This is a genomic window from Arthrobacter sp. YC-RL1 (genome assembly GCF_001454985.1).
Classification (GTDB): Bacteria; Actinomycetota; Actinomycetes; order Actinomycetales; family Micrococcaceae; genus Glutamicibacter; species Glutamicibacter soli.
In genome coordinates this window covers 3,032,430-3,054,600 of record NZ_CP013297.1, presented here as the reverse complement: position 1 = coordinate 3,054,600, position 22,171 = coordinate 3,032,430, and the positions used below count along the sequence as shown (strand labels likewise).

Annotated in this window: 22 protein-coding genes and 1 tRNA gene; 18 read left to right on the top strand and 5 right to left on the bottom strand. The window is 60.0% G+C overall.

Annotated features, from left to right (window positions below; all coding sequences use genetic code 11):
- The first annotated feature begins 229 nt into the window (after positions 1 to 229).
- The 5 genes from ATC04_RS20040 to ATC04_RS18925 all read left to right on the top strand — a co-directional run bounded on the left by ATC04_RS20040 (position 230) and on the right by ATC04_RS18925 (position 5,453).
- Entirely contained in the window at positions 230 to 1,408 is a 1,179-nt protein-coding gene (locus tag ATC04_RS20040; RefSeq protein WP_047118467.1) for a resuscitation-promoting factor, read from the top strand.
- A gap of 104 nt (positions 1,409 to 1,512) precedes the next feature.
- A complete protein-coding gene (gene rsmA / locus ATC04_RS14135; protein WP_047118468.1) occupies positions 1,513 to 2,394 on the top strand; it encodes a 16S rRNA (adenine(1518)-N(6)/adenine(1519)-N(6))-dimethyltransferase RsmA in 882 nt (293 codons plus the stop codon).
- A 2-nt stretch (positions 2,395 to 2,396) separates the two neighbouring features.
- The gene (locus ATC04_RS14130; protein ID WP_047118469.1) at positions 2,397 to 3,329 is read left to right on the top strand and encodes a 4-(cytidine 5'-diphospho)-2-C-methyl-D-erythritol kinase; all 933 of its coding nucleotides are present in this window, start codon (positions 2,397 to 2,399) and stop codon (positions 3,327 to 3,329) included.
- 114 nt (positions 3,330 to 3,443) lie between these two features.
- A complete protein-coding gene (locus ATC04_RS14125) occupies positions 3,444 to 4,814 on the top strand; it encodes an FAD-binding oxidoreductase (RefSeq protein ID WP_047118470.1) in 1,371 nt (456 codons plus the stop codon).
- A gap of 150 nt (positions 4,815 to 4,964) precedes the next feature.
- On the top strand, positions 4,965 to 5,453 hold the full coding sequence (locus tag ATC04_RS18925) for a GNAT family N-acetyltransferase (protein WP_231735987.1): 489 nt from the start codon (positions 4,965 to 4,967) through the stop codon (positions 5,451 to 5,453).
- 99 nt (positions 5,454 to 5,552) lie between these two features.
- Here the strand turns inward: ATC04_RS18925 and ATC04_RS14115 are convergent, their stop codons facing one another.
- On the bottom strand, positions 5,553 to 6,278 hold the full coding sequence (locus ATC04_RS14115; protein WP_197413536.1) for a PIG-L deacetylase family protein: 726 nt from the start codon (positions 6,276 to 6,278) through the stop codon (positions 5,553 to 5,555).
- A gap of 60 nt (positions 6,279 to 6,338) precedes the next feature.
- Here ATC04_RS14115 and ATC04_RS14110 point away from each other — a divergent pair, with 60 nt between their 5' ends.
- The 6 genes from ATC04_RS14110 (at position 6,339) to ATC04_RS14085 (ending at position 11,826) form a co-directional block, all read left to right on the top strand.
- Positions 6,339 to 7,019, top strand: a complete 681-nt coding sequence (locus ATC04_RS14110) for an SDR family oxidoreductase (RefSeq protein ID WP_047118472.1) — start codon at positions 6,339 to 6,341, stop codon at positions 7,017 to 7,019.
- 164 nt (positions 7,020 to 7,183) lie between these two features.
- Positions 7,184 to 7,654 carry a GNAT family N-acetyltransferase gene (locus ATC04_RS14105; protein WP_047118473.1) on the top strand — a complete coding sequence of 157 codons (471 nt, stop codon included), beginning with the start codon at positions 7,184 to 7,186 and terminating at the stop codon, positions 7,652 to 7,654.
- A 180-nt stretch (positions 7,655 to 7,834) separates the two neighbouring features.
- Complete coding sequence (locus ATC04_RS14100; protein WP_047118474.1) at positions 7,835 to 9,178, top strand: DUF4240 domain-containing protein; 1,344 nt, start codon at positions 7,835 to 7,837, stop codon at positions 9,176 to 9,178.
- Between the two features lie 193 nt (positions 9,179 to 9,371).
- On the top strand, positions 9,372 to 9,608 hold the full coding sequence (locus ATC04_RS14095; RefSeq protein WP_047118475.1) for a hypothetical protein: 237 nt from the start codon (positions 9,372 to 9,374) through the stop codon (positions 9,606 to 9,608).
- A gap of 986 nt (positions 9,609 to 10,594) precedes the next feature.
- Complete coding sequence (locus ATC04_RS14090; RefSeq protein ID WP_047118476.1) at positions 10,595 to 10,840, top strand: hypothetical protein; 246 nt, start codon at positions 10,595 to 10,597, stop codon at positions 10,838 to 10,840.
- Positions 10,837 to 11,826: an SRPBCC family protein gene (locus tag ATC04_RS14085; protein ID WP_047118477.1), complete on the top strand. Its 990-nt coding sequence runs from the start codon at positions 10,837 to 10,839 to the stop codon at positions 11,824 to 11,826. Before ATC04_RS14090 ends, ATC04_RS14085 begins: the two co-directional genes overlap by 4 nt.
- Positions 11,827 to 12,105: 279 nt before the next feature.
- Here the strand turns inward: ATC04_RS14085 and ATC04_RS14080 are convergent, their stop codons facing one another.
- Positions 12,106 to 12,414 (bottom strand): hypothetical protein, encoded by a 309-nt coding sequence (locus tag ATC04_RS14080; protein WP_146955896.1) that lies wholly within the window; start codon positions 12,412 to 12,414, stop codon positions 12,106 to 12,108.
- A gap of 200 nt (positions 12,415 to 12,614) precedes the next feature.
- Between ATC04_RS14080 and ATC04_RS18920 the strand changes: the two genes are divergently transcribed.
- From ATC04_RS18920 to ATC04_RS18915, 4 genes are all read left to right on the top strand, one after another.
- Complete coding sequence (locus ATC04_RS18920) at positions 12,615 to 12,998, top strand: hypothetical protein (RefSeq protein WP_082123817.1); 384 nt, start codon at positions 12,615 to 12,617, stop codon at positions 12,996 to 12,998.
- 133 nt (positions 12,999 to 13,131) lie between these two features.
- Positions 13,132 to 13,653 (top strand): hypothetical protein, encoded by a 522-nt coding sequence (locus ATC04_RS19430; protein ID WP_152666796.1) that lies wholly within the window; start codon positions 13,132 to 13,134, stop codon positions 13,651 to 13,653.
- A gap of 174 nt (positions 13,654 to 13,827) precedes the next feature.
- On the top strand, positions 13,828 to 13,920 hold the full coding sequence (locus ATC04_RS19425) for an LPXTG cell wall anchor domain-containing protein (protein WP_113606762.1): 93 nt from the start codon (positions 13,828 to 13,830) through the stop codon (positions 13,918 to 13,920).
- A 188-nt stretch (positions 13,921 to 14,108) separates the two neighbouring features.
- Complete coding sequence (locus ATC04_RS18915) at positions 14,109 to 14,594, top strand: AAA family ATPase (protein WP_160309070.1); 486 nt, start codon at positions 14,109 to 14,111, stop codon at positions 14,592 to 14,594.
- Positions 14,595 to 14,830: 236 nt separating this feature from the next.
- Here the strand turns inward: ATC04_RS18915 and ATC04_RS14075 are convergent, their stop codons facing one another.
- From ATC04_RS14075 to ATC04_RS14070, 3 genes are all read right to left on the bottom strand, one after another.
- Positions 14,831 to 15,946 (bottom strand): DNA alkylation repair protein, encoded by a 1,116-nt coding sequence (locus ATC04_RS14075; protein ID WP_231735986.1) that lies wholly within the window; start codon positions 15,944 to 15,946, stop codon positions 14,831 to 14,833.
- A 189-nt stretch (positions 15,947 to 16,135) separates the two neighbouring features.
- Complete coding sequence (locus tag ATC04_RS18910; protein ID WP_082123819.1) at positions 16,136 to 16,672, bottom strand: GNAT family protein; 537 nt, start codon at positions 16,670 to 16,672, stop codon at positions 16,136 to 16,138.
- Between the two features lie 794 nt (positions 16,673 to 17,466).
- Positions 17,467 to 19,257: an ABC-F family ATP-binding cassette domain-containing protein gene (locus ATC04_RS14070; RefSeq protein WP_047118480.1), complete on the bottom strand. Its 1,791-nt coding sequence runs from the start codon at positions 19,255 to 19,257 to the stop codon at positions 17,467 to 17,469.
- Positions 19,258 to 19,459: 202 nt separating this feature from the next.
- Between ATC04_RS14070 and ATC04_RS14065 the strand changes: the two genes are divergently transcribed.
- From ATC04_RS14065 to ATC04_RS14055, 3 genes are all read left to right on the top strand, one after another.
- Positions 19,460 to 19,531: transfer RNA gene (locus tag ATC04_RS14065), tRNA-Gln, on the top strand.
- Positions 19,532 to 19,666: 135 nt separating this feature from the next.
- Complete coding sequence (glmU, locus tag ATC04_RS14060; protein WP_047118481.1) at positions 19,667 to 21,118, top strand: bifunctional UDP-N-acetylglucosamine diphosphorylase/glucosamine-1-phosphate N-acetyltransferase GlmU; 1,452 nt, start codon at positions 19,667 to 19,669, stop codon at positions 21,116 to 21,118.
- 69 nt (positions 21,119 to 21,187) lie between these two features.
- On the top strand, positions 21,188 to 22,168 hold the full coding sequence (locus ATC04_RS14055) for a ribose-phosphate diphosphokinase (RefSeq protein ID WP_047118482.1): 981 nt from the start codon (positions 21,188 to 21,190) through the stop codon (positions 22,166 to 22,168).
- Positions 22,169 to 22,171 lie beyond the last annotated feature (3 nt).

The following is a 22,171-nucleotide window of genomic DNA, read 5'->3' as shown; positions in this document are numbered from 1 at the left end:
TGACTGTTGCTTGAAATATAACAATTCGGTTACGGTAGATGCAGATGTGTTGCACGACGGCGCCCAATTACAGGGCGGCTGGTTGACGCGCAGCCTGATCCTGGTTCCACAGCTTGGGAAACACGGCGCAGAAACTGAATGATAGACAGGCGGCCAAGCCGCCGGGCCGGACAGCATTTCCGGGGCACCTTCCGGAGCCCGGCCTACAAACGATGGGGATCTCACTACCGTGACTCACTTGCTCAAGAACCGCTGGGCTAAATACCTGGTCCAGGCGCTCGCCGTGGCCCTGGTGATTGCCGGCACCGTTTTCTATATCGCCGGCCAGAAATCAATCACCATCTCCGTGGATGGCGAGAGCAAGGTGGTTACCACCCGCGCCGCCACCGTAGCCTCCGTGCTCGAGCAGCAGGACATCACCCTGGATGAGCGCGACGAGATCTCCGTGGCAACCGACGCCCCGGTGGTCGACGCACAGAACATCGAGATCAAGCGCAACAAGTCGGTCCAGGTCAACCTGGACGGCACCGAACGCGTGGTGCACACCACCGGCATGACCGTCGCCGATCTGGTCGAGGAGCTCGACCTGGAAAAGGGCGCCGAGATCTCCATGGATGAATCGCAGAACCTGGCCGCAGTCGCCAGCGACATCGAGATCATCACCCCGAAGGCAGTCACCCTGCAGGTGGACAAGAAGAAGACCGAGGTTTCGACCACCGCGCAGACCGTCAAGGAACTGCTCGCCGAGGAAAACGTCTCCCTGGGCAACGACGACGAGGTCAACGTCAAGGTCAAGAAGGACACCGAGAAAGACGTCGAGACCAGCACCAAGATCGCCGACGGCCAGCAGATCGAGGTCATCAAGGTCAGCATCAAGACCTGGGATGAGACCCGCGACATCGCCTTCGAGACCGAGAAGGTCAAGGACAAGAATCTGGCCAAGGGCAAGACCAAGGTGGAAACCAAGGGCGAAAAGGGCGAGCGCGAGCTGACCCTGCGCCAGGAGACCCGCAACGGCAAGAAGGGCGAGGAAGAAGTCCTGAAGGCCAAGGTCACCAAGAAGCCTGTTGCCGAGGTCGTCAAGGTCGGCACCAAGGAAGAAAAGAAGGAAGAGAAGAAGGAATCCTCTTCCAAGTCCACCAAGGCCCCGTCCGGCAGCGTCTCCTCGACCTGGGCGGCACTGGCCAAGTGCGAGTCCGGCGGCAACTGGTCGATCAACACCGGCAACGGCTACTACGGCGGCCTGCAGTTCTCGGCTTCCTCGTGGCGTGCAGTGGGCGGCACCAAGTACGCGCCGCTGCCGCACCAGGCAACTCCTGCCGAGCAGGTTGCCGCAGCCGAGAAGCTGCGTGCCAGCGGCGGCTGGGGCCACTGGCCAGCCTGCTCGTCCAAGCTGGGCCTGCGCTAAGCACCGCCCCGGACACTTCATTGAGCGCAACGCGCCGGTTCAGCGAACCGGCGCGTTGCGCTTTTTCCGCGCCCGACTCAGGCTGAACTAGAATTGAGAACGTGATGTCTAAGGAATCTTTGCCGCTGCTTGGGGCCACCGAAATCCGTCGCCTGGCCGATGAGCTGGGGATCCGGCCCACCAAGACCCTGGGCCAGAACTTCGTGATCGATGGGAACACCATCCGTCGCATCGTGGCGGCCGCCAACCTCTCCCCGGAGGAAACCGTGCTGGAGGTCGGGCCGGGGCTCGGTTCGCTGACCCTGGGCATCATGGACGCCGCCGCCAAGGTGGTCGCCGTGGAGATCGATCCGCCGCTGGCCAAGCGCCTGCCGCAGACCATGGCCGAGTTCCGTCCGGGCCGCGAAAAGGACCTGACGGTGATCCTCTCGGATGCCATGAAGGTCACCGAGCTTCCCGGGGAGCCCACCGCGCTGGTGGCAAACCTCCCCTACAACGTCGCGGTTCCCGTGGTGCTGCACCTGCTGGAGCACTTCCCCTCGATCCGCCACGGTCTGGTGATGGTCCAGGATGAGGTGGCCGACCGCATGAGCGCGAGCCCGGGCAGCAAGATCTACGGCGTGCCGTCGGTCAAGGGCGCCTGGTACGGAACCATGCGCAAGGCTGGGGTCATCGGCATGAACGTCTTCTGGCCGGCCCCCAAGATCCATTCAGGCCTGGTCGGGTTCACCCGCGACAAGGACCGCAGCGATGCGCCGGACCGCAAGCAGGTCTTCGCGATCATCGACGCCGCCTTCGCCCAACGCCGCAAGACCCTGCGCGCAGCGCTCTCCGGCTGGGCAGGGTCCGGCATGCGCGCCGAGCAGATCCTCACGCTGGCGGGCATCGACCCGAAGGAACGCGGCGAGAAGCTGGATATCGACGGGTTCATCGCAATCGCCCGCGCCGCCGAGCAGGTCCCGACCGAACCGAAGCCAGAGTCCTAGGCATGGCCAAACAGCGAGTTATTGCCACTGCGCCGGGCAAGATCAATGTCTATTTCCGTGTCGGCCCGCCCCGCGAAGACGGCTACCACGAGGTCGCCAGCCTGTATGTCGCGGTGTCTCTGCTGGAGCAGATCGAAGCGACGCTGCGCGAGGATAACGAACTGCAGCTGAGCCTTGAACCTGGTTCCGCGGTGGTTTCAGACCCGGAGAACTTCCCGCTGGGCGAGCACAACCTGGTGTACAAGGCCGCGCAGCTGCTGCGCGAGCACACCGGCTGCACCCTCGGCGCGAACCTGCATATCACCAAGCGGGTGCCCATCGCCGGCGGCATGGGCGGCGGTTCCGCGGATGCGGCCGCGACGCTGGTGGCCTGCAACGAGCTGTGGCAGACCGGCCTGGACCGCGAGGAACTGGGCCGCCTCGGAGCTCGGCTGGGCGCGGACGTGCCCTTCGCCCTGATGGGCGGCGCGGCCATCGGCCTGGGCATCGGCGACAAGCTCGCCCCGCTGCTCACCCGCGCCAAGACCGAGTGGGTCCTGATTCCCGCCAGCTACGGGCTGTCCACCCCGCGCGTCTACGCCATGCTCGACCGGCTGCGCAGCGGGCAGGAAATCGCGGTGCCGCAGGAGGTGGATCCAGACGTCATCGAGGCGCTCATGCACTCGGACGCGCAGGCCCTTTCCCAGGTGCTCGTCAACGACCTGACGCAGGCCTCCCTGGCCCTGGCCCCGGAGCTGGGCACCGTGCGCGACTTGGCCGAAGGTGCCGGCGCGCTGCGGGCCATGGTCTCCGGCTCCGGCCCGACACTGGCTCTGCTGGTGCGCGATGCCGAGCATGCCGAGCAGGTGCGGGCCCAGCTGGGCGACGAGGTGGGCGTGGCCACGCTGGCTGTCAGCGCTCCGGCGCCCGGTGCGAAGGTCGAGCTCTCCGAGTAACCTCCGGTTATTTTGCGCCAAGCTCTTGTCAGGCTGTTGCCTGGATCATAGGGTGAATCCTGAACCCTCAAAGTGAAGCACGTTCATTTTGCGATGCGGCAGTGAAGGATTCTGATGATCAACGGTCACGTCTCCCATTGGTGGGAGCACATCGGTCTGCCCGATCCTCGCCCTACCCTTACCGGCCACCACACCGCCGATGTGGCGATCGTGGGCGCTGGATTCACCGGACTGTGGACCGCCTACTACCTGGCCAAGGCGCAGCCGGGGCTGAAGATCACCGTGGTCGAATCGCGCCACGTAGGCTACGGCGCCTCGGGGCGCAACGGCGGCTGGCTGACCAACACCGTCACCGGCGGCCGCGAACGCTATGTGAAGAGCCACGGCCGCAGCGCGGCCGAGGCCTTCCAGGACGCCATGAACCGCACCGTCGCAGAGGTCATCGCCGTCTGCGAAGCCGAAGGCATCGACGCGGATATCCAGCAGGGCGGCGAATACGAGGTCGCCTACACCCCGCCCCAGGAACACCGCCTGCGCTCGCACGCGAAAGCCGAAGCCCAGTGGGCGCACACGGACACCAAGCTCCTTGAAGCTTCCGAGGCCTCCGCGAAAATCAACGTCGCCGGAACCCGGGCGGCGCTGTGGCACCCGCATGCAGCGCGCATCCAGCCGGCGAAGCTGGTCAAGGCCCTGGCCGAGGTGGTCGAACAGCTCGGCGTCACGATCTACGAAAACACCCACGTCTCCACCATCCGCCCGCGCCAGCTGGAATTCGAGGGTGGAACGCTCAATGCTGAATTCATCCTGCGTGCCACCGAGGGCTTCACCTCCGGCATCAAGGGCCATAAGCGCCTGTGGCTGCCGATGAACTCCTCGATGATCGCCACCGAGCCGCTGAGCCAGGGCATCTGGGATGAGCTGAACTGGAGCCAGGGCGAGGTGCTCGGCGACTTCGCCCACGTCTACATGTATGCCCAGCGCACCGCGGATGACCGCATCGCCATCGGCGGGCGCGGGGTGCCGTACAAGTTCGGCTCGCGCACGGACACCGACGGCCAGACGCCGCAGGTCACCGTCGACGGGCTGACCGAGGTGCTGCACCGGATGTTCCCGCAGACCGCCTCCGCCCGCGTCGATCATGCCTGGTCAGGTGTCCTCGGGGTGCCGCGCGACTGGGCGGCCACCGTGGGCCTGGATCCGGCCACCGGCCTTGGCTGGGCCGGAGGCTACGTCGGCACCGGCGTGGCCACCACCAACCTTTCCGGGCGCACCCTGCGCGACCTGGTGCTGGGCGAACCCACCGAGCTGACCGAGCTTCCGTGGGTCAACCATCGCGTGCGCCAGTGGGAGCCGGAACCACTGCGCTGGATCGCCACCAAGGGACTGTACGCCGCGTACGGCTGGGCCGACCGCAGCGAGTTGGACGGGCGCGGCACCACCTCGCCGATTGCCCGCATGGCGGATTTGATTACCGGCAAGCCCTAGCCGGGCAACCTCTGCATTGAAAACCTGATGCACGGCCGGTTGCTAATCTGCTTCCGGCCGCGGCCCGGCTAGAAGATACAGGGCCTTGTCGTAGTCGCTGAGCAGGGTGTGAAGCATCGTGGTTTCGTCGTCGGTGGCAGAATGTGTGCCATGAACATGGACATCGTGGAAGTCGACGGGCAGAAGTACGCGCTTCGGCGCGCCCGGGTCGAGGATATCGATCCCATTCTCGAATTGGTGCAGAATGATGAGTTTCGCGAAGGCGAACCGAAACGCAAGACAGGCGCCGGTGACCGACATCTGGCAGCGTTCTATGCCATAGATTCGGATCCTGCGCATCTGCTCGTGGTCATCGAGGATGCGCAGGGCCGCGTGGTTGGCACCATGCAGCTCACAATCCTTCCGGGGCTTTCCCGGGGCGGCGCAAGCCGGCTCCAGCTTGAGGAAGTGCGGGTCGCCGATCAACTGCGCGGCAAAGGCCTGGGAACCTGGATGATCCGGTGGGCTATCGCCGAAGGAGAACGCCGCGGCGCGAAATTCGTCCAGCTGACAAGCAACCAATCAAGGAAAGCAGCACATCGATTCTATGGGCGGCTGGGATTCGACCCGACCCATGTGGGATTCAAGCATTGGCTGTGAGCTGCCAGTCCGCCAGCGGGTAGACCTGTACGGCCTGCCTGCCACCGGCGTGGACCTCAGGGAGCTGAACGCTTTTGCCATTCGCCCGGGGGCGGTCAGTCATCGATAGACGCGAAACCCCACCCTTGCCGGGAGGTGTTCTCCCAGCACCATCTCAACTTGTGCCCGCGCCTGGTCCTCGATCGAGTCAGGGCTCAAGGCCGCGAGGTATTCGCGGTGTTCGCTCAGCGCGGCAATCGCCGCGTCAATATCCTGCTGCTCGATCTCCACGCAGTGCGTCGGAGCTTCGTCGGCGAAAACAGCGATCATCTGCACTTCGGTATGCGGCGGATCGGTGAGTTCGGGGAAGATCCAGGAGTTGGCTGCGTCGGAGACGGCATCGAGAACGGCTCGGCCCACAGCTTGGTGATCTGCTGAATTCCGGGAGACCCCGCCGAAGGTGCGTTCAAAGTTCAGCGTGATGACCACATCCGGACGGTGGCGGCGAATCGCTGCGGCAAAGGCGCGGCGCAGCTCGATGCCGTATTCCAGCCGGCCGTCGGGCAGGCCTAGGAATTCGAGCTCCTGCACGCCGACGTGGGTTATGGCCCGGCGCTGCTCGATTTCGCGCAACGGCCCGGCCTGCGCCGGGGCGATGGTCTCGATTCCTGCCTCGCCGGCCGTCGCCAAGACGTAGGCTACCTCTTTGCCCTGCCGGGTCCACCGGCTCACCGCCAGCGCGGTCCCGTACTCGGGGTCGTCGGGGTGCGCCATGAGCACCAGCGCCCGCTGCCAGTTCTCGTCGAAGATTTCCAACTCGGGCTTGTCGATTCGCGTGGTATCCATGGGCTCGATTCTTCCCCAAAGGGCTGCGCAATACCAGCAATGACGGATACGCTAAACGGCATGGACTTGGAACTTGATGGAAAAATTGTGCTTGTCGTCGGCGGGACCGGACTGATCGGCCATGCAGTGGTTGGTTGTCTGCAAGCTGAAGGCGCTATTGCCATCAGTGCCGCGCGTTCCGCCAGTACGGACCTGCAGCTGGATGCAAGCGATGAGCACTCGGTTCAGCGTGGCATCGCGCAGGTGATGGACATGTATGGACGGATCGACAGCCTGGTTCATGCCGCGGCGCCCAGTGCCAGGACCTTGGCCCCGGCGGGGAACTCCGACCCGGCCCGTGTCATGGAAGCGCTGCAGGGCAAGGCCTTGGGTTTCCTGCGTGTAGCCAACGCGGTGCTGCCGCATATGCGGGCAGCCGGCTCCGGACGGATTGTCGGGGTCTCTGGCCAGAACGCACTGGTGACCGGAAACATCGCAGGTTCGGTGCGCAACGGGACGCTGATCACCATCGCGAAGCACCTGGCCGATGAGCATGCGGGGACGGGGATCGGAATCAATACCGTCAGCCCGGGAATCGTCAGCGAGCATCCGGCGACCTCGGTAGCGCCTGGCGGTTTCGGCGATACGACGCCGACGCAGGTCGCCGAGGTGATTGCCTTCCTGCTCTCACCGCGGGCTGCGGGGCTCAGCGGTGAATCGATGGCCGTCGGGCACAGGGTGCGCGGCGTCGTATCGATGTAAGGCAAAAGCAGTCGTTTTGGTGTCCCATAGGCCGAACCTTCTGTGGGACAACGTGAGTTGCCTATTCGTAGAGCGACGCTTTGGACTAAAAACACCTGATTGAGGTGCCTGCCGTTCACTTCGCATCGTGGCAAAGAATTGATAAGGATGAGAAGATAAACCGCATGGCATTTCAGCTTGAATATATGCAAGACCCAGAGGCAGTCCGCCGCATCTTGAAAGCATTGCCGGAATGGTTCGGAGATCCGGAAGCGATCGAACAGTACGTTATAGATGCAGGAAACGACGATTATCTGAGTATCGTCGCTCGCCAATCCGGAACCACGATTGGCGTGGCCCTTATCCGTCGACACTTCCCCGAGTCCGCAGAATTACACCTCGTCGCTTTGTCCCCCGAAGCTAGAGGTAAAGGAGCCGGACGGGCACTTATCGATAGGGTGGCAGCTGACCTTGCCAACGACGGGTGCGCATTGCTCTCCGTTCACACGGTCGGTCCGTCCTTCGATAGCGAGTCATACGCCGAAACTCGGGCATTTTACCGAGCTACCGATTTTTATCCTCTGGAAGAGCACCACAACCTCGACTGGGCGGGACCGACGCTTATTCTTGTCCGGCGGCTAGCATCAGTTTCATAAGACGAACCCTCTGCAGGACGAATATGAACGAGCAACCGCGGATTCGCAGAGCCCAGCCATGACTTGGCGATGACCGGACAATTGCGGCTACGCGCCAAGGGCCAAATTCGGGTGCCCACCCGCTATTCATGGTCTACATTAGAACGACAGTTGACCCTGAACGCGTGAGGACACCACCGAATGAGAACATCAACGCTGGCCTCCTACCTCAGTACCGTTGACCACGGGAATCTGATTTACGACAGATACAGCGCCATCGACTTAAAGAACTTGGCCGAGCTAGGACCGCTGTGGTCTGTGGGTGTGTTTTACGCAAAGGTAACGAGCCTTCCGGCTGGATACGACTGGTCCCCGGTGACAGCCGTTGGTTTTCGGTGGCATGAATGTTGGGTCCCGGTGCTCCGGCAACCCCAGATCAACGACATCTGGATTTTCAACGCGACGCAGGATGCACTATCGACGCTGGACAGGAAGCTCACTAACAAAGACGCCCCTGGCGTGCTTGAGTTAGTCAGGCCTCGAATCTCGGCCGGTGATTCCTGGTTCATGCCATACTTTGAAGCTGACCGCGTTGGGATAGTGAGGTGTCCAGAGGTCGATTTTGCCGGAGCTGGAGCCTTTGGCCGCATTGAACGTCTGGAGTTCTCGGAGGTTTCGAGGGTGCGAAATCTCGCCCACTTCGCCGACCAAGGAGAACTGAACCTCCTGGTCCTCGATAACATCGAAATTCCGGATCCCGAAACTTTCTGGGACATTCAAGCCCAACGCATCGTCGTGAGGGGCTACGGCAGGAACCTTCGGTGGTTGTACAAGATTTGGCCCGATCGACCTGATGATTGGGCTGATCGGGTCCGTCTCGGTGAAAGACTGGCTGCCGATCTAGACCCTGAGGGAAGCTCTGGGGATCTATTTGAGGGCTACTGCGGACCTGTTGTCGAAGGGGACTTTTCCGCTCAGGACGCCGATATCGAAGCCACCGCGGTTGTACTCGAAGAAATCACCGAGCAGAGGTTCTGGCACATCATCGGCCGGGCACGGGAATCCTGTGACGGGGATGCTGAGGGTCTGTCCGAGGCACTGCGCGAAGAACTACGGCAATCCACCCAGCAAGAGATCGTGGCCTTCGACCGGCTGTTCGCCCTCAAGACCCATGCCTTGTACTCCTGGGAGCTGTGGGGTGTGGCGTACTTGCTGCTAGGTGGATGCGGCGACGATGAATTCACCGACGTGCGCACTTGGGTCGTGGCGCAGGGTCGGGACTTTTACCACTCCTGTCTCGCGGATCCGACGCTGCTGGGCAACGGGCAACTCAAGGACTCGGCCGTGGTGATGGACGCGGAAGAGATTCGATACATCCCCGAGGAGATCTTCATGGAGATGACCGGAACCTCAATCGAGGAGCAATATCGCGACCAGCCCTCGGCATCGATGGCAGGGCAGGCCCCGGCTGGGATGCCCTGGGATGAGTACATTGGAGGGCTCGAAGCCCGATTCCCGCATATCCGTGCGCTTGAAGGATTGTGACTGCAGTTGACAGCTCTGGGAGGGCAGTTGATTCACCGGTCCGATAGCGGTTTCCGTGTCCCGCAGTCCAACCCTCTATGGGGCGAGAACTGTGCTTGTACGGCATGGACATGAATGGCTGTAGCCTTGTGGGTACGACCGAGGCTTGGGTCGAAAGAAACCCGGTTACCGGCATGAAAATTGAAGGGCAACTATGAATACTGACCAGCAGCCTGAGCCTCCTAGCCCGCCCCATTTGGATAGAGAAAAAGTAGTTGAGCTAGTTTCCTACGCAGAGCGTAACGTCTTGCTGTTGCAGTGGGAGGAGCGCGAGCTCCGTAGGCTGAATCGCGATTCTTCAGATCTGCTGCCGATCATCCAGGGCTGGGAATTCATGTCCATTGCTCTTCGAGAATCCTACGATTTAGAAGAAACCGATTTTCCTCGGTAGATCTCGTAGCCCTGTCCCAATTCGGCAGATTTAGATGCTGGGTGACCTCTAAAGTTCGATTTCATGTCCATAAGAGGAACGCTAAGCGGGAACGCCGTTAAGGGATGGGGTGAACCTGTCCCCGCATTGAAGCCCCTGCCATGGTGCTCAATTCCCATCGCGCGCGTGTACAGGTTCTAGCGGCCCGAGTCTTTGTCATTGCGACTGCGTCGAATGAAAAACAGAGTCAGGGCAGTTACCGAAACGGCCAACAGGATCCAGACGGGAATTAGCCTTGCCCAAGTGGGAGCCTCGACCAGTATCAGGACTACGTTTGCAGCTGCGAAGGCAAGCAGAAAAAGCCCAAACGGCCACCACTTGATGGGTTTTCGCTGATGAGAATCCATAGCTAGTCCTGTCGATTTCGGAGGTCGAAAGTTGAATTCCTGGTGAGGACGGTTCTGGCTCAGACTGTAGCAGCTGCTCTGAATAGAAATGTCTCCCACAGCCTGTGCGTCGTTTTTTTATTTGTCACTGTTAGTCGTATGCCAGCAAGGAACCCCACCGAGTAGCTTCGTAGACGGTTGGACAGGCTTCAACCTCGGTTGCACAAATGGCCCTGCGGCCGAGGCGGCGGGAAATTAGCGCGCGTCGACGAGAGAGTGCAGGGAACGCTTCGAGATATGGAGAAAGCAAAGGGTAGTAAGTACGCTCCCAAAGAGCAAAGCTAATGACAAGAGGTAGAAGAATCCCGTGTTGGTGGCAATGAATTGAACAAGGGGGTTTGGATTTCCAACTACATACCCCCCCCCATACGGGAACACCCACCCTGACTAAGTGTCAGTTTCCGAAGTCGTCAGCACTTCTGTCCACAAGTCCTCAGCACTGAGCCGCACCGCCCGCAAGCGGAACCTTCTACGGGGACAGTGAGGCTGGACAGGTGCAAGCCGCGGGGTCGTTAGCAACTTTGGTTGACAGGAGGATCTTCAGCAACGTAGGTTGACAGTATGGAGTCTTCACAAATCGCGGCAGTGGCAGCCGACACCAGCGACCCGAGAGCGGGGCTGCGGGCGGTGTCGTCGTTGCGCTTGCTCGCGGACACCCTGGAGCTTCTGCAAGTCGAGGCCGCGCTGCGTTCGGGCATGAGTTGGCAGGACATTGCTGACGCGCTCGGGGTGACACGGCAAGCCGCTCACAAGAAGCACTCCAAACGAATTGACCCCACGATACCGACTCTCAGGAGGAACGCATGAATAAGCTCGTTCGCGCTGCTCAGACAAGTCAATCTCTCTCGCTTGCCGCCATGGAGGAAGCCTCTCGGGTTGGCCTTCGGGAAGCAGGCATTGGGCATCTGTTCCTCGCCCTTGTTATTAATAACCAATCCGCCGGACGCGCACTTCGCAGCATGGGCATTGACCTTGATGCCGCCCGTCGAGCGGTCGAGGAACAACACGAAGCGCAACTTGCTTCGCTCGGCATCGAGGCCTCATTCCCGGAGGCAGGACGGATCGTGTTCCACGAGACGGACGGGTATGCGTGGAGTCCTCGCGCTCTTGACCTCATCACCAAATCAAGTGGTAAAAACAAGACGGGCGATGCCGCGGCTGTATTGCGAGAGCTGGTCGCAGAGCCCAGCGGTTTGATCGCAGAGATCCTTGACCGGCTGGGAACGACGCCCGAAGCTCTGCTCAATCAACTCGACCAGATCGACTCACCAGCTGAGAATACCAAGCCTGTCGCTGCAAAGGTGAAAGGGCGGGCCTCGGGCTCGATGGAGACATTCGTTCCCGCCCCGATGGAAGAGGTCTGGGAATTCCTCGCAGATCCGATACTCGTTCCCGAGTGGGAACCCAGCATCGGCTCCATTGAACACACCGGACAGGAAGCGACGCTCGGTGGGGTCTGGCAGGGTCTCGCACCCGCAAGTCACCCAGACGGGAAGCCGGTGAACATAAAGCCGCAGTATCGCCGCCGCAGCATTGAACTCGTCTCCGCGCACCGGCCGGAAAGGATCGCGTGGAACTTCGCGCATCCCGACGTTTCCCGAAGTAGTTCGGTTCTGATGGAGTTTACCTTGGTGAACACGACCGGTGGCACCCAGGTTCAGATCACTAAGTCATGGTCTCGACGCAATGGTTGGCGGAGTCTCGTCGCATTGCCGTTGCGACCCATCCAGAAATTCCTCGCGTGGATCACACTGTTCCAGACTGGCAGTGCGATCAGCCGGGCATTCCGCTAATCCCAGCGGCAAGATCCAACTGGCTAGTTGGAGCCGCACCTGACGCCTAAAGCCGACATTGGGAACTGCGACTCATAGCCACACGTCATCGACTTCGTCTGCGAATCGCGCCGGCAAGGCCAACCTTGAACGGGACAGAGTCTTGCGGTGCTGGCAAACCCATCAACTTCGATGCCGCTGACCGCACACCCTGCGACCGGACAGTTGAAGATGCAACGCATAGGCGCGGAACAAGCATGAAGCTCAGTCATCTGCAGTAGGCATAACACCTTTCGACTGCTATCTCAGGTGTATGGCTGACTCGATCAAATAAATCACGACTCGACCAAATTCCGATTTCGACAGTTTCGTGTATTCGTTCTCGTAGGTTCCGGACTCGATTGCCATCCCATGGGCGACCACATCCGCGTGCGTCGTTCGACTGGCAGCCACCATGGCGAGTAGTTCGTCAACGAGCCCGAAGGCAATGACACGAGAATCAACAAATTCATCAGATAGGTTCAGTTCGCGCTCAATTTTTCCGTCAAACAGGGTCGGGGGAAACATCATTGACTGAATCGATTCGAGCCGCTCGAATACGAGATTCATCTTCTTGGATTCCCTCATCTTCAATTCCCCTCTTCCCCAATGTGTCTCAACGTTCTACGGGACAGTAGATCTGAGGCTATTGCCTCTTAACGCAATATTCACATGGGTAGACTCTGCAAAAAGGCTTTGGCTGCTCGATATGGTTGACTTGGACGATCTAAATTGAAAAAGTGAGCGATTGTAAGGAGCCACGGTAACAAATGTATATCCGGTACCAATCGAGCGTTCCTAATCATCGAGCAATATACCCAAGGGTTTTCGGTCTTGCCAATGTACTCGCCCACAAAGGCCAACTGAGCGATGCAGAATGGGTTACCTGGAGATCTGGAAATGACTGGTTCAATGCGGCCTACCCAGATCCGACCAAATCGATTCCCGATATCTACGACCCTCAGGTGAACCCTCGCGCAGCAGCTTGGTTCAAGGGCACTGCTACGCATCTGCTAGAACGGGTCGAGCCATATTTGGAACTTCTTAAACGGCATGACGTGCAAGTTGTGCGACTCATCAGCGACGATCCGGGCAAAATCATCTACGAAGATTCGGTGCAGATCGTCGTAGTTCCCTACGGAGCTTCAACCTAAAAACTTTTCAACTTCGATGACATGCTGCCGGCTACCGCCAGTTCGATGAAAATTTATCCGTGTCCCGCAAGACGGTCCGTAGGGGGGAGCCTCTAACGGCCGTGTCTCAATTCTTGCGAGGTAAGCTCACACTATGTCCGAGACTGACCCTTTGTTGGAATTGAATCCCACTCCTGGCACCGTCGTGAAGCTCGTCAAGAAATTAGTCGACGAGCCTTGGCCACGGTCTGATGAAGAACGCGAAAATCTTTTCGCGCACCTTGGATTCATATCAGGGAGCCGGTACGAGCTAGAGAACGAAGAATCACCCCACCAGATGAATGAGCTGGATATCGGCGTCGGTGGACAAGTGCTTGGTTCATGGGACACGTATAACTGTGAGTTCCTAGGCGTGACAATCCACCTCTACAGCACTCAAGAATCCGGTGCACCTGCAGTTCAAAGCGGATTCAACGAACTACGTATCCAACTCACCGAACTCTTTGGAAAACCAGAACATCCGTGGGAGAACGAAGAGACGCCACCCTGCATTTGGGAGGCCAACGGCCGGACGATCACTACGCACCTCTTCAACCGTCGGGACAGCACTGTGATGCTGAGTGTAGAAGATACAACTTTAGCTGCCGTTGCAGAGGCTGATGCAATTTCCGGCTGAGCAATTGTCGTTTTCCAAAGTCGTCTCCACTGATGTCGTTTTCCAAAGTCGTCTCCACTGAGATTGGGTGACCGCAAGCGGAACGCATAGTGGGACAGCGGGGCTTCACCTTGATATGGCCGCCCTGTGCAAAGCTGGAGTACAAGAAGTCCGAGAACCGAAGGGGGTAACGAAATGGAAAGTGCCGACTTCATCATGATCGGCGTAATCGTGACAATCGGATTGATTGGCGCGGGCTTCTTCGCGAAGAAGAAAAATCGAGACTAGTCAGTCTACTTGCACTTCCCTGGACGTATTTACTGGACCTCGGCGGAGGGCAGGCTCCACGGTTCAGTGTTCGCAGAGGAACGCTTTGTGGGACGCCGTTCTCTACTCCAGAGCTAGACTGAGACCGCCTGCGTCCAGCGCTGCGGAGCAGGTTCATGTTTAGATCGTAAGGAATGCGTGTGTCGTCAATGTTGGTAGTGATTCGCGGAAATTCAGGCTCAGGAAAAAGCACGATCGCGCGCATGTTGCAAACCAGGCTCGGCAAACTTACAGCGGTGCTTCAACAAGACCACTTCCGCAAAGTTATTTACCATGAGCGAGAGCAGGAAAGCTTAGCTCACGCAGACCTACTCGAAATCGCAGCAATACATTGCTTAAACCGTGGACACAACGTAATCCTAGAGGGGATCTTTAACGCCTCCAGATACGGCGGTATGTTAGAGCGAGTGGCCGCGCATACTGATGATGCCCGATTTTATTCATTCGATCTCGCTTTCGAAGAAACTGTCAATCGACATTCGACGAGGCCGCAAGCCTCTGAATTCAGCGATAAAGATATGCGCGGTTGGTACCACGGATGGCAGCCTCTTCCGTTCGTTTCAGAGATGCGAATTGTTGCTGATGAAACTCCCGAGCAAATCGTAGAACGTATTTTGCAGCGTCCCACCCGCTAGAAGGAACCTTTCACCTATAGGTGTCCCGTAAGCCGGTCCTCATTCGGGACATAAGTCTTGTTGGCTTGGCATATTTTCGAATCTCCGGGTTTCCAAAGATTTCAGATTCCCGTATACCCCGCCCACAAAAATGCCCGGTGAAGGTGCCTTATGCGGATATCAAAGTTGGTGGGTTTGGGATGGGATCCAGTACAAACATGTCGTAGCTTATTTGCTGGAAATGCATTGGCCATTGACTATTTCGCTCGGCTGATTTCGACCGATTCTGCTTCAAGCGTGAAGTCAGTTTGCTCGGATTTCTTGCCATTTGCTTGAGCCGTCACAGTGTGCACTCCGGGGTAGTACTTGCGTGTCGTAATGGGCCTGAACGAATGGGTTTTGCCCAGGGTGACAGTCTCGCCTGGCCCGATTTTCCGTGTGGCAAGTTTGAATGTCTTGGCCCCATGGGAGCCATTCGCCCTCAGGAAGCCGACGCTGTAATCGATGGCAACGTTGGCTTCAGTGCCACCATGGTTCGTGACCTGTGTGCTGAATGCGATCTCACCGTTCCAGAGGATGCGGTCGCTGGCAAGCAGCGGCGCGGAGATCGAAAGATCGTCACCGGAAAAACCGAGGAGGGACAACGCTTCGGGGTGGCTCTGCTTGGCCAGTGTTCGCAATCCGTGCCGAAGCACCCACGCGGTGTTTTCGTCGGCGTTGCCAGCCCATGCGGTGGCCGTCTCGATGAGGGCTTCCGGATCAACCCTGCTGAGGTCGTTGAGGTGGTTGGCCACAGACCGGCGAACGTATTCCGCGGGATCTCGATAGCTGGCGTCGAGAATGGCGCGGGTCTCCCTGGGGTTGGCAACGAGCCAGGGGACGCGTTTTGCCCAAGGGAGATACAGGCGAGTCCCTTCGGTGGCCAGACGGCGAACGTGTTCGTTCTCGTGCTGGGTCCAGCCTTGCGCGTGCTGGAGCGCCCGTTCTGGGCGAGCGATTATCATCGCGCGGATCGCGAATTCGCAGGTCAGTCTGTCGGTCAGCAGGGCAAGGGTTTCCGTGGCCGCATCGAAGTCTTCGATAGTTCCGGAATCAAGTGCCTTGGCGGTGATGAGCTCGGAAACTGGCCAGATCATCCATCCTGTGAGCAAGGGGTCACTGAGCGCCTCGTGGATGATTGTCCTGGTGCTGGAGAAGTCCGCGGGAAGGTCTTTCAGCAAGGCGTTCCGGACGATATCAACTCGGTCCCGCAGACGCATGCCTGCGATGCGTCCCGCTGAATCATGGAGATGGTCCAGTCCGCTTCCGGGTGAAACGTCTTGCAGCGAAGTGCGCAATTGCGCAATCACGGTTGGGTTGATGAGTTCGTCCATGGATCCCATAGGTTGTCCTTCAAGTCCGCTTGCTAGGGGTGAGCTGCTTAGCCCGTCAGACGGCTGGCGGGCCGGAACGATCGAGGGGAATAAATTCGGGGTATTTCGTCTGCTTCCCGGCAGAGGCGGCGTCCCACGCTTTGGCGATCAAAGACAGAAGCCTCCTGACTGTCGAATCGAGTGCCGGATTCAGCCAAGCCGTGAATACATGTACATGTCCTTACGTTCTCCACCAATTTCTTCCCAACTGCGCAGCAGACCTTCTCGCATGTAGCCGCAGTGCTCGGCTGTCTTCCATGAGCCTTCGTTCCAGGGCTCGACATAAAGTTCCAAACGATGAATATCTGGCTGCCCGAGCCCCCATCGAGAGATCGATTCCAAGGCAGCAGAGGCAATTCCTCGGTTGCGGTGCGACGGACCAACCCAATAGCCGATGCTGGCTCGGCCATGATTGGAGTTTTTCAGCCATAGTCCGATCTGGCCCAGCGCCTGATCCGAGTCTGCATCCGCGATGGCAAAAGAGTAGCCTGATCGTTCAACGAGTCGGTGGTGCTGCCGATCGATGAACTCGCTGATTTCTTTCCGAGTACCGTTGCAGGGAACTGTTGTGATCAGTGGAATCAGCGGATCAGAGGAAGCATCTTGAATCAACGGTGCGTCCCCTGCGTTAAACGGGCGAAGACGATAGCCGCAAGCATCTATGACAGGCTGAATCAACGGGTCCATCTTGAAAGACTAACTGGTCGATGGGGCCACTGGTTCCGCGAATCTTGCGGTGCGGCTCACAGATCATGCCTCGGGATGGAAACCAGTCGGCAGCATTTTCAACACATCATGGTTGGCAGGTCGATTGCACAAACGGGATCCGAGAGCCGAAAAGCCATTCGAAACTGACGGGATCGGCCTTGCCGCAGAGGAATGCTTCGAGGGATCAAGTTCCAGCTCAATGGGTCGTTTTCCCATGCCAATCGGTATGGGCCAACTGGGATTCGTACGCGACCAGCGCGCCGCAGGCATCGCAAACCGGCATCTGGATACCCCTGCCGCTCTGCGAGTACCCGTCATGGAGAGGCACGGAATCCAGGCCCGAAAATTCTCGAACACTTGATTTGATTCTCACGCTTCAAACCTAATGCACTGCACTGTAGCTCTCAGGAATTTGCGTGACGGTCAGGGCGGGATAGTCGATCCCCGCAATGCAATGAACAAGAATGACGCTAGACCGCAACTGGAAGGAAATACAACGTTGTCGGATCTGTGTCTCGAAGAGCGCCTGCTGCTTTTACACGGAGGTGAACCAGAAGGCTGCGACAAACTACCAATCGGATTTCATGAAGTTGGTAGGCGGGCAAGACATGTTGAGAATCCGCCTTCTGCAAGCTTGCCGCGAAGCAAAAGCAAAGCGATGGCTACCATCGAACGGTTGTCGAGCCTCACAATGGTTCTCAACTTTTCGCGTTCGGGGTAGCCATCGCTGCCCGAGCTAGGCCCGGCAAGTATTGATCAAGCTGGCTTCGGGATCAGCCGACGATTTCGGAGAGTTCCAGCCAGCGTTCTTCCAGCTGGTCAACCTGGTCCTGCAGCTCGTTGATCTCTGCGGTGAGTTTGCCCAGCCCCTCGTAATCAGACTGGTCATGGCCGGCCATCTTCTCATGGATCTTGGCGATCTTCTCCTGCAGCTGGCCGACCTTGCGCTCGTTGGCGTTCAGTTCCTTCTGTGCGGCGCGCAGCTCGGCGCCGCTGGGGCCTGCGGGCTTGGCCTGCTCGGTGCCGGATGACTGGGTGGGGTTGGAGCCCGACCCGGTACCCTGGGCGCTGCGCAGTGCCAGGTATTCGTCCACGCCGCCCGGAACAGGACGGAAGTTCCCGTCCAGGATCGCGTACTGCTGGTCGGTGACGCGCTCCAGCAGATAGCGGTCGTGGGAAACCACGATCAGCGTGCCCGGCCAGGAGTCCAGCAGGTCTTCCAATGCGGCGAGCATGTCGGTGTCGACGTCGTTGGTCGGCTCATCGAGGATCATGACATTCGGCTCGTCCATAAGGATCATCAGCAGCTGCAGTCGGCGGCGCTGGCCGCCGGAGAGCTCGCGGACCTTGGTGGACAGGTGCGCGGAGGAGAATCCCAGGCGTTCAAGCAGCTGGGCAGGGGTCAGGTCCTTGCCGTCCACGTTGAAGGTGGTGCGGAAACGGCCGAGCACCTCGCGGACCAGGTCCTCGCCGATCTGGTCCAGCTCGCGGAACTGCTGGTCCAGCACTGCCAGTTTCACGGTCTTGCCGCGCTTGATCTTGCCGCTGGAGGGCTCCACGGTGCCGGCGATCAGGCCCAGCAGGGTCGACTTGCCCGCGCCATTGGCGCCCAGCAGGCCGGTGCGCTCGCCGGGGCCGATGCGCCAGGTGAAAGGCTTGAGGATCTGCTTCGGGCCGAAGGACACCGAGGTGTCCAGCAGGTCGATGACGTCCTTGCCCAACCGGCTGGTGGCCATGCGCTTGAGTTCCAGCGGGTTGCGCACCGGCGGTACGTCGGTGATGAGCTGGTTGGCGGCCTCGATGCGGAACTTCGGCTTGGAGGTACGGGCCGGTGCGCCGCGGCGCAGCCAGGCCAGTTCCTTCTTCATCATGTTCTGGCGCTTGGATTCGGTGACCGCTGCGATGCGGTCGCGTTCCACACGCTGCAGCACGTAGGCCGCGTAGCCGCCTTCGAAGGGCTCGACGATGCCGTCATGCACCTCCCAGGTGGTGGTGCAGACCGCGTCGAGGAACCAGCGGTCGTGGGTGACGACCATCAGCCCGCCGGAGTTCTTGGACCAGCGGTTGTTGATGTGCTCGGCTAGCCAGGAGATGCCTTCGACGTCCAGGTGGTTGGTCGGCTCGTCGAGGATCACAACGTCCCAGTCCTGCACCAGCAGGGCTGCCAAGGCCACGCGGCGGCGCTGGCCGCCGGAGAGCGTGCCCACTGTTGCTTCCCAGTCCAGGTCTGCGACCAGGCCGGAGATGATGTCGCGGGTACGGGCGTCGCCGGCCCATTCATGGTCGGCCATGTCGCCCACCACGGCGTAATGGATGGTCGAGTCAGAGTCCAGGGTGTCGCTCTGGTCCAGGACTCCCACGCGCAGGCCGTTGCGCTGGGTCACGCGTCCTGAATTAGGCTCGATCTTGCCCGAGAGCATGCCAAGCAGCGAGGACTTGCCTTCGCCGTTGCGTCCAACGAGTCCGATGCGGTCGCCGTCGGAAATGCCGATGGTCACCGAGTCAAAAACGACGTGGGTTGGATATTCCAGATGCAGGGCTTCGCCCCCGAGTAAATGTGCCACGTCTCCAGTTTACTTTCCGGGGCAAATCGAGACGCCAAACTGTGGGGGAACAGCCATATTCCAAAGTTGCCTCCGCACCGCGTGTGGAATAAAGCAGAGAATAAAAGTGAGTCTCAATACGGTGTTTTGCGATTTCACACAGCACCGCAGGACATGGCAGAATACATAGCGTGCTTGGCTGGTTTACCTGCTGGCCACATTTTCCGCCCTGGTGTAATGGCAACACGCCAGCCTTTGGAGCTGTGCATTCTAGGTTCGAATCCTAGGGGCGGAACAACTTTCCAAGCGCCGCCGCCGCGGCGCTTTCTTGGTATTAAAGTTCGGTTGCCCCCAATCTGCGCGATAGACTGGATCAGGGGTTTTTCTTCACTGCCCAAAACCCCGAAGCGACCCGCAGGAGAAAAGCAACTTGAGCGACCAGGTCAACGCACCAGTAGCCGTCATCGTCCTCGCCGCAGGCGCAGGAACCCGAATGAAATCGGCCAAGCCGAAAATCATGCATGAAATCGCAGGTCGCTCAATGGTTTCCCATGCGCTGCATGCGGCCTCTGCGCTTGAACCCCGGAACCTCGTTGCGGTGGTCCGCCACCAGCGCGACCTTGTTGCCGAGCACATCCTGAACCAGTTCCCGAACATCACCATCGCGGACCAGGACGACGTGCCGGGCACCGGCCGCGCAGTGCAGCAGGGCCTCGAAGCCATCGACCCGCAACTTGAGGGCACCGTCGTGGTGACCTACGGCGATGTGCCATTGCTCACCAGCGAGGTGCTGCAGGAACTGGTCGCCACCCATGAGTCCAACGGCAACTCGGTAACCGTGCTGACCACCGAGCTGGACGATCCTTCCGGCTACGGCCGCATCCTGCGCGACGCGAACGGGGACGTCTCCGGCATCCGCGAGCAGAAGGACGCCTCGCCTGAGGAACTGGCGGTCAAGGAAATCAACTCCGGCATCTACGCCTTCGACGCGCAGATGCTGCGTTCGGCGCTGACCGAAGTCACCACCGACAACGCGCAGGGCGAAATGTACCTGACCGATGTGCTGGCCATCGCCCGCTCCCACGGCGGCCGCGTGGCCTCCTCGCGGATCGAGGACCGCTGGCAGATCGAGGGCGCCAACGACCGCGTGCAGGTCTCCAACCTGGCCCGCATCTACAACCAGCGCAAGAACGAATTCTGGATGCGCCAGGGTGTCACCATCGTTGACCCTGCCACCACCTGGATCGACGCCGAGGTCATGATCGGCCAGGATGCCACCCTCAAGCCGGGAACCCAGCTGCACGGCGAAACCATCATCGGCGCTAATGCGACGGTCGGCCCGGACACCACCTTGACCAACGTCGTGGTTGGCCAGGGCGCAACGGTCAAGCGCAGCGACGCGACCGACTCGCGCATTGCCGACGGTGCCTCGGTGGGCCCGTTCGCCTACCTGCGTCCGGGCACCGACCTGGGGGCCGACGGCAAGATCGGCGCCTTCTACGAAACCAAGAACGTGACCATTGGTCGCGGCTCCAAGCTCTCGCACCTTGGCTATGCCGGGGATGCTGAAATCGGTGAGTTCACCAACATTGGTTGTGGCAACATCACCGCCAACTACGACGGAGAAAAGAAGCACCGGACCAAGATCGGTTCGCACGTGCGCACCAGCTCGAATACCGTGTTCGTCGCCCCGGTTGAAATCGGGGACGGCGCCTACACCGGTGCCGGTGCAGTCGTCCGCAAGAATGTCCCGGCCGGTGCCCTGGCGCTGTCCGTGGCCCCGCAGCGCAACACCGAGGGATGGACGTTGGAAAAGCGTCCGGGTACCTCTTCGGCAGACGCCGCGTTCAAGTCCTCGCTGAACACCTCGGCCTCCGAGTAGTTCCGCGACGGATTTTATTTCCTCAGTACACCTCATACGTGATAGCGAAGCGAGCGAGAAAGCATAACAATGAGTGAAATCCGCCATAACGTCAACAAAGAGCTGGTGCTTGCCAGCGGACGTGCGCACCCGGAACTAGCTGACGAGGTGGCCAAGGCCCTCGATATCGAGAAGCTGCCACTAAATGCCTATGACTTCGCCAATGGCGAGATCTACGTGCGTTCGGACGAATCGGTCCGCGGCAAGGACGTGTTCCTGCTGCAGTCCTACCCGGCCCCGTTGAATAACTGGCTGATGGAACAGTTGATCATGATCGATTCGATGAAGCGCGCTTCCGCCCGCCGCATCACCGTCGTGGCGCCGTTCTACCCGTACGCCCGCCAGGACAAGAAGGGCCGCGGCCGTGAGCCGATTTCGGCACGTCTGGTTGCCGACTTGTTCAAGACCGCAGGCGCCGACCGCGTGATCTCCTGCGACCTGCACACCGCGCAGATCCAGGGCTTCTTCGACGGCCCGGTGGACCACCTGTTCGCCTTCCCGCTGCTGGCCGACTACATCAAGTCCAAGGTCGATGTGGCCAACGTGACCGTGGTTTCCCCTGATACCGGCCGCGTGCGCGTTGCCGAGCAGTGGGCAGAGCGCCTGGGCGGTGCCCCGCTGGCGTTCGTGCACAAGTCGCGTGACTTGACCGTGCCGAACCAGGCCGAGTCGAAGACCGTGGTGGGCCAGGTCAAGGGCCGCACCGCGATCCTGATCGACGACATGATCGACACCGGCGGAACGATCGCAGGCGCAGTGCGCGTGCTGAAGGAAGCCGGCGCCAAGGACGTCATCATCGCCGCAACCCACGCAGTCTTCTCGGATCCAGCCGCGCAGCGCCTGGCCGAGTGCGGGGCCACCGAGGTTGTTGTCACCAACACCCTGCCGATCCCTGAAGAGAAGCGCTTCGAGAACCTTACCGTTCTTTCGATCGCCCCGCTGCTCGCTCGCGCGATCTCCGAGGTCTTCCACGACGGTTCGGTCACGAACCTCTTCGACGGCCGCGCCTAGCAG

Bases quoted from the DNA above. Each gene is read 5' to 3' on its own strand.
- rsmA (WP_047118468.1), top strand. From the start codon at position 1,513: ATGTCTAAGGAATCTTTGCCGCTGCTTGGGGCCACCGAAATCCGTCGC.
- ATC04_RS14130 (WP_047118469.1), top strand. From the start codon at position 2,397: ATGGCCAAACAGCGAGTTATTGCCACTGCGCCGGGCAAGATCAATGTC.
- ATC04_RS14125 (WP_047118470.1), top strand. From the start codon at position 3,444: ATGATCAACGGTCACGTCTCCCATTGGTGGGAGCACATCGGTCTGCCC.
- ATC04_RS18925 (WP_231735987.1), top strand. From the start codon at position 4,965: ATGAACATGGACATCGTGGAAGTCGACGGGCAGAAGTACGCGCTTCGG.
- ATC04_RS14115 (WP_197413536.1), bottom strand. From the start codon at position 6,278: ATGGATACCACGCGAATCGACAAGCCCGAGTTGGAAATCTTCGACGAG.
- ATC04_RS14110 (WP_047118472.1), top strand. From the start codon at position 6,339: ATGGACTTGGAACTTGATGGAAAAATTGTGCTTGTCGTCGGCGGGACC.
- ATC04_RS14105 (WP_047118473.1), top strand. From the start codon at position 7,184: ATGGCATTTCAGCTTGAATATATGCAAGACCCAGAGGCAGTCCGCCGC.
- ATC04_RS14100 (WP_047118474.1), top strand. From the start codon at position 7,835: ATGAGAACATCAACGCTGGCCTCCTACCTCAGTACCGTTGACCACGGG.
- ATC04_RS14095 (WP_047118475.1), top strand. From the start codon at position 9,372: ATGAATACTGACCAGCAGCCTGAGCCTCCTAGCCCGCCCCATTTGGAT.
- ATC04_RS14090 (WP_047118476.1), top strand. From the start codon at position 10,595: ATGGAGTCTTCACAAATCGCGGCAGTGGCAGCCGACACCAGCGACCCG.
- ATC04_RS14085 (WP_047118477.1), top strand. From the start codon at position 10,837: ATGAATAAGCTCGTTCGCGCTGCTCAGACAAGTCAATCTCTCTCGCTT.
- ATC04_RS14080 (WP_146955896.1), bottom strand. From the start codon at position 12,414: ATGAATCTCGTATTCGAGCGGCTCGAATCGATTCAGTCAATGATGTTT.
- ATC04_RS18920 (WP_082123817.1), top strand. From the start codon at position 12,615: ATGTATATCCGGTACCAATCGAGCGTTCCTAATCATCGAGCAATATAC.
- ATC04_RS19430 (WP_152666796.1), top strand. From the start codon at position 13,132: ATGTCCGAGACTGACCCTTTGTTGGAATTGAATCCCACTCCTGGCACC.
- ATC04_RS19425 (WP_113606762.1), top strand. From the start codon at position 13,828: ATGGAAAGTGCCGACTTCATCATGATCGGCGTAATCGTGACAATCGGA.
- ATC04_RS18915 (WP_160309070.1), top strand. From the start codon at position 14,109: ATGTTGGTAGTGATTCGCGGAAATTCAGGCTCAGGAAAAAGCACGATC.
- ATC04_RS14075 (WP_231735986.1), bottom strand. From the start codon at position 15,946: ATGGACGAACTCATCAACCCAACCGTGATTGCGCAATTGCGCACTTCG.
- ATC04_RS18910 (WP_082123819.1), bottom strand. From the start codon at position 16,672: ATGGACCCGTTGATTCAGCCTGTCATAGATGCTTGCGGCTATCGTCTT.
- ATC04_RS14055 (WP_047118482.1), top strand. From the start codon at position 21,188: ATGAGTGAAATCCGCCATAACGTCAACAAAGAGCTGGTGCTTGCCAGC.